This window comes from Polaromonas sp. P3_C2 (assembly GCF_056402675.1).
In genome coordinates this window covers 1-3,217 of sequence record NZ_JBFUGX010000481.1, presented here as the reverse complement: position 1 = coordinate 3,217, position 3,217 = coordinate 1, and the positions used below count along the sequence as shown (strand labels likewise).

The window sequence follows — 3,217 nt, the reverse complement described above, 5'->3', positions numbered from 1 at the left end:
GCCTGGTAGCGCACTTGCATGGGGTGCAAGGGGTCGAAGGTTCGAATCCTTTCACACCGACCAATAAAACCATCAGATAGCCGGTTAGCTAACGCTAACCGGCTTTTTTTGTTTGGGTCGAATATTTGTTGAAGTAGCCGGTCGGCTGTCTTTGAGATCGACGTCAGAGGATTGCCCGTCGTTTAGCTCGACGCAATCGTGTCTGGGGAAAACGCGATGGCAAGTTGCAGGCGCCTGCGTATCAGGCCGGAACAATGCTGGGGATCTGCGTGGCCGGCGGGGTGTTACGGCTGCGGCCGCAGCGAACCAGGCCGTCAATCATCACCATGCCAACGCCGGGAATATCCCCGCGTTGCACACTGTCCAGCAGGTTGAGCCCCGCTGAGTGCTGGGCTTTGTCCATGAAGACCAGATCGGCATCACGGCCTGTTTCTATTAAGCCGCAATTGAGTTTACGAATGCGCGCGGTGTTGCCCGTGGCAAAGCAAAAAACCAGCTCCGCCGGGATATTGCCCAGACTGGAAAGGAGGGCGATAAGGCGCAGCACACCCAGCGGCTGGACACCGGACCCGGCCGGCCCGTCGGTACCCAGGATGACGCGGTGCGGGCACTTGAGCTGCAGCGCCGCCTGCGCGGCTGCAATGGCGACTTTTTCATTGCCGTTATGGACAATTTCAATGGCGCGTGATGATTTCTCACAGAGTTCGCAAACATGTGCTTCCGACAGTGCCGTATGACCGCCATTGATATGGCCGATGACATCGGCGTCTGCTTCCAGCACCACGTCCTTGTCAATCAGGCCTGAGCCGGGAATGGAAGGGCCGCCGGTGTGAATGGTGCTCTGGATGCCATACTTTCGCGCCCAGCCCACCATTTCCTTGGCCTCGTAACCCGCCTTGACTGAACCCAGGCCCACTTCGCCGAGCAAAGTTACACCGGCGTCGGCAAGGTCCTTGAAATCCTGTTCGGTCATGCCTTTTTCGATGATGGGGGCACCAGCCAGTACCTTGACGCCGCCTGGGCGGAAGTTGTCGAACGCCCGTTGCGCGGTTATGGCCAGCGCCTTGAGGCCGACGATGTCCTTGGGACGCCCCGGCAAGTGAACCTCGCCAGCGGAAATCATGGTGGTGACACCGCCGTGCATGGTGGAGTCAATCCAGCCGATCTGGTTCTGGCGCGGCGTCCAGTCGCCGAAAACCGGATGTACATGGCTATCGATCAAACCAGGTGCCACGCAAGTCTGGTGCGCGTCAATCACGGTCTGCGCATGCGCTGTATCACAGTCCTTGGCCTTTCCGATAGCCACGATAAGGCCGTCGTTCACGACGATGGTGTCCGCGTCCAGGATAGGTTGGTCGATGTCTCCGGAGAGCAGCAGGMCAATGTTCCTGATGACGACCTTTCCTGATTTTCCGCTTGATGCCGCTTCTGCCATGGGTGGTCTTTCAAATGCGTCGGGTTGAGCTCAAGGATTCAGCATGACAGTGCGCAGCACGGTGCTGATGATGAAGGCCTGCCATTGCGCCAGCGCCTCAGGTGTTTGCAGGTCTTCGCCGAGGAAGGCTGACAGCGTGTGGCGGTTCGAGATATAGAAGTAGCCGGTGGCGGCAATCAGCAGATAGACATTGCGGGCGGAGATGTCTGCCCGGAAAATCTTCTTGCGCACACCGCTTTCCAGCAGTTGCCGGATGATGGCGATGGCGGGAGACGAGTAATCCCGGGCGCGCTGCGATTTGGCGATGTGCTTGCCGCGGTGCAGGTTTTCCGTATTGAGCAGCGTGATGAACTCCGGATTTTTGCTGTAGTAGGACACCACGAAGCAAATCACGTCCGTCAGAGACTCCACCGGGTGGTCGATGTCCAGTGACAACTCGAGCTCGGCATCATTCATGCGGCGGTACATGTCTTCCAGCACTTCGATGAACAAGCCTTCCTTGCTGCCGAAGTAGTAATAAATCATGCGGTCGAATGACTTGGCCGACCTGGATATTTTCTCTACGCTGCCGCCGTCATACCCATAGCGCGCGAAGACGCGGGTGGCTGCGCGCAAAATGTTGTCGCGCGTGGTCTGCGCGGCTTGCTCCCGTACGCCGGGCCGCTTGGCGACCGTGCGTTTGGTTGTGGCAGTGCGCGGCTTGATGGTTTTGGCCGTCTTCGCTGTCATGTAGAGGTATCCAGTCGCGGTTTATGCGTGATCAAGCGAGAAGGTGTGAGGAGCAATTTCCCACGGCAATGCAATGAGTTGAAGGCAAACGCCGGGCCATCTCTACTGTTCGGCAAAGGCGCGTTCGATCACAAAATCTCCCGGCTTGGATGTATTGCCTTCGATGAAGCCCTTGCCTTCCAGCATGTGCTTGAGGTCCTTGAGCATCGCGGGACTGCCGCAGATCATCACACGGTCATGCGCCGGATCCAGTGCCGGCAACTGCAGGTCGGCCAACATTTTCCCGCTTTCGATCAGGTCGGTGACGCGGCCCATGTTGCGGTAAGCCTCCCGCGTAACGGTAGGGTAGTACAGCAACTGCCTGGAGATCAGCTCACCGAGAAATTCATGTTGGGGCAAGTGATCCACAACCAGGTCGTGATATGCCAGCTCGTCTGCCTGCCGCACGCCATGGACCAGCACGATCTGTTCAAACCGTTCGTAAGTCTCCGGGTCCCGGATGATGCTCATGAATGGCGCCAGACCCGTGCCGGTCGAGAGCAGGTAAAGCCGTTTACCTGGCAGCAGGTAATCGATTACCAGTGTGCCGGTTGGCTTGCGCCCAACGATGATTTTGTCGCCGACCTTGATGTGCYGCAGCCGTGACGTCAGGGGACCTTCCGCGACCTTGATGCTGAGGAATTCAAGATGCTCTTCATGATTGGGGCTCACGATGCTGTAGGCGCGCAGCAAAGGCTTGTCGTTGACCCTTAATCCGATCATGGTGAAGTGGCCGTTGCTAAAGCGCAGTGAGGTGTCGCGTGTGGTGGTAAAGGTAAACAGGCGATCAGTCCAGTGATGGACGGACAACACAGTTTCTTCATTGAAAGCGCTCATGGTGTTATTCGGAGTAACGGTTATGAATTAGAGAGGCCGCGTTGATGTCTCATGGGTTCATGATCTGCCGATTTATGAGCCGATWTTTCCATTGCGCGGTCTCGATAGGTATTGCATGTACTGGCCAAACGATGCCGCCACAGAGGCAATGTGCCACATTAATGTAGTGAACGCAAC

At 57.2% G+C, this 3,217-nt stretch carries 3 protein-coding genes; all 3 read right to left on the bottom strand.

Going from position 1 to position 3,217, the window contains the following annotated elements; translation table 11 throughout:
* Positions 1–241: 241 nt before the first annotated feature.
* Complete coding sequence (locus AC1DWI_RS17515) at positions 242–1,435, bottom strand: amidohydrolase family protein (RefSeq protein WP_477725312.1); 1,194 nt, start codon at positions 1,433–1,435, stop codon at positions 242–244.
* 30 nt (positions 1,436–1,465) lie between these two features.
* On the bottom strand, positions 1,466–2,164 hold the full coding sequence (locus AC1DWI_RS17510; protein WP_477669072.1) for a TetR family transcriptional regulator: 699 nt from the start codon (positions 2,162–2,164) through the stop codon (positions 1,466–1,468).
* A 102-nt stretch (positions 2,165–2,266) separates the two neighbouring features.
* Positions 2,267–3,040: a ferredoxin--NADP reductase gene (locus AC1DWI_RS17505; protein ID WP_477725311.1), complete on the bottom strand. Its 774-nt coding sequence runs from the start codon at positions 3,038–3,040 to the stop codon at positions 2,267–2,269.
* Positions 3,041–3,217 lie beyond the last annotated feature (177 nt).

Bases quoted from the DNA above. Each gene is read 5' to 3' on its own strand.
- AC1DWI_RS17510 (WP_477669072.1), bottom strand. From the start codon at position 2,164: ATGACAGCGAAGACGGCCAAAACCATCAAGCCGCGCACTGCCACAACC.